This window comes from Albidovulum sp., assembly GCF_049646345.1.
In the GTDB taxonomy this organism is placed as follows: Bacteria; Pseudomonadota; Alphaproteobacteria; order Rhodobacterales; family Rhodobacteraceae; genus Albidovulum.
Map to the genome: position 1 here is coordinate 1 of NZ_JBARVQ010000712.1, position 2,518 is coordinate 2,518.

Annotated in this window: 2 protein-coding genes; both read left to right on the forward strand. The window is 62.3% G+C overall.

Going from position 1 to position 2,518, the window contains the following annotated elements; all coding sequences use genetic code 11:
• Positions 1–38: 38 nt before the first annotated feature.
• A complete protein-coding gene (locus tag WBB85_RS18565) occupies positions 39–719 on the forward strand; it encodes an orotate phosphoribosyltransferase (RefSeq protein WP_432640079.1) in 681 nt (226 codons plus the stop codon).
• 183 nt (positions 720–902) lie between these two features.
• Positions 903–2,390, forward strand: coding sequence for a replicative DNA helicase (locus WBB85_RS18570; protein WP_432640078.1), 1,488 nt, complete (start codon positions 903–905; stop codon positions 2,388–2,390).
• Positions 2,391–2,518: the final 128 nt, after the last annotated feature.

Here is a 2,518-nt window from a genome sequence, read left to right on the forward strand (position 1 = left end):
ATTTGCACCAAGATGAAACAGCAGTTGAGGAAAGCCAGATGATCCCCAGTTCCTTCCCGCCTAAAGACGAGATCGCCCGCCTGACCGCGCGGATGCTGCTGGAGATCAAGGCCGTGCATTTCAACGCGGCCGAGCCCTTCATTCTGGCCTCGGGTCTGCCCTCGCCCACCTATATCGACTGCCGCAAGCTGATCTCCTATCCCCGCATCCGTGCGACCCTGATGGATTTCCTGACGGTGACGGTGATGCGGGATGCAGGGTTCGAGGCGTTCGACAATATCGCAGGGGGCGAGACGGCGGGCATTCCCTTTGCCGCCATGGTCGCCGAACGCCTGGCGCTGCCGATGACCTATGTCCGCAAGAAACCCAAAGGCTATGGCCGCAACGCCCGCATCGAAGGCGCGATGAGCGAGGGGCAGCGGGTGTTGCTGGTCGAGGATCTGACCACCGATGGCGGCTCGAAACTGAGCTTCGTCGATGCGATCCGCGAGACCGGTGCGACCTGCGCCCATACCGCCGTCATCTTCTACTACGGCATCTTCCCCGAGACGGTGAAAACGCTCGGCGACCATGGCGTGGCGCTCCATCACCTCTGCACCTGGTGGGACGTACTGGCAGAGGCGCGCGAATCGCAGGCCTTCGATGCCGCGACCATGGCCGAGGTCGAGGCCTTCCTGACCTCGCCGCGCGCCTGGCAGGCTGCGCGATCGAAGACCTGACGCAGGGTCAGGAAAATATCTGCCGCGATACGGCGGCATCACCCCACCCGATGTTGACAGGCCGCCGACAGATGCCGCAACATATGGTTGCGGCGCCGTTGTCCACAGGCCATCCACAGCGATATACAATTTGCGCCGCGCCGCGCGATCGCGCATATCCCTTGGCCATAAACGGGGGACGAAATGAACGACGTGGCGACGATCCGTGCGGTGCAGCCGCAACCGGAAAACGATACGCTTCCGCATAATATCGAGGCCGAGCAGCAGCTTCTCGGCGCGATCCTGACGAATAACGATATCTACGACCGGATCGCGGAGCTGGTGAAAGCCGAGCATTTCTACGAACCGGTGCATCAGCGCATCTTCGAGATCGCTGTCGCGCGGATCCAGAAGAATGCGCTGGCCTCACCCGTGACGCTGAAAGGCTTTCTGGAGGAAGACGAGGGGCTGAAGGCGCTTGGCGGGCCGGCCTATCTGGCCCGGCTCGCCGGTGCGGCCATCTCGGCCTTTGCTGCGCGCGACTATGCGCAGATGATCTATGAGCTGGCCGTGCGCCGCGAATTGATGCGGCTGGGACAGGAGATCACCGACCGCGCCAAGACGATCGTGGTCGATAACGATCCGAAGGACCAGATCACCGAGGCCGAGCAGCGGCTTTACACGCTGGCCGAGCAGGGCACGGTCGAAAAGGGCTTCGTCTCGTTCCTGAAAGCGACGACCGAGGCTGTACAATCGGCGCTGGCCGCCTATCAGCGCGATGGCGGCCTCTCGGGCGTCTCGACCGGTCTTGCCGATCTCGACAAGAAACTTGGGGGTCTGCACCCCTCTGACCTTCTGATCCTTGCCGGGCGGCCTTCGATGGGGAAGACCTCGCTTGCAACCAACATCGCCTTCAACATCGCCAAAGCCTACAAGAAGGGCAAGAAACCCGACGGCAGCGAAGGGGCTGTTCAGGGCGGGGTTGTCGGCTTCTTTTCGCTGGAAATGTCGGCCGAACAGCTGGCCGCGCGGATCCTGTCCGAAGCCTCCGAGGTTCCTTCGGAACAGATCCGCCGCGGCGACATGACCGAGGCCGAGTTTCGTCGCTTCGTCGAGGCGGCGAAGGCGCTGGAGACCTGCCCGCTTTATATCGACGACACGCCCGCCTTGCCGATCAGTCAGGTGACGGCCCGCTGCCGCCGCCTGAAGCGGACCCATGGGCTGGATGTCGTGATGGTTGACTACCTTCAGCTGCTGCGCGGCACCGGAAAGGGCGACAACCGGGTGCAGGAGATTGCCGAAATCTCTATGGGCCTCAAGGCCTTGGCCAAGGAACTTAGCGTCCCCGTAGTGGCGCTCTCGCAGCTATCCCGCCAGGTCGAAAGCCGCGAGGACAAGCGGCCGCAGCTGTCGGACCTGCGCGAATCCGGTTCAATCGAGCAGGATGCTGACGTCGTGATGTTCGTCTACCGGGACGAATACTACAAGGAACGCGAAAAGCCCGGCGATCATGAGCTGGAGAAAATGGCCGCCTGGCAGGAGATCATGGAACAGGTCCATGGCAAGGCCGAGGTGATCATCGGCAAGCAGCGTCATGGTCCCATCGGCACCGTCGAACTCAGCTTCGAAGGCCGCTTCACCCGCTTTGGCAATCTGGTAAAACCCTGGCAGCAGGGCGGTGGCGAATTCTGAGCCGCCCCTCCGTTTAATCCCGCTTGATGTTCCGATCTCGGGACTTAGCTGGCAGTGACGGCACTACATCGCAAGTCAGACGGCAAGCCGACCGTAGGCGCGGCGCAGCTACCGGCGAATGATTGGGC

What these genes read in the sequence shown, in the direction of transcription:
- WBB85_RS18565 (WP_432640079.1), top strand. Translation starts at nt 39, where the DNA reads ATGATCCCCAGTTCCTTCCCGCCTAAAGACGAGATCGCCCGCCTGACC.
- WBB85_RS18570 (WP_432640078.1), top strand. Translation starts at nt 903, where the DNA reads ATGAACGACGTGGCGACGATCCGTGCGGTGCAGCCGCAACCGGAAAAC.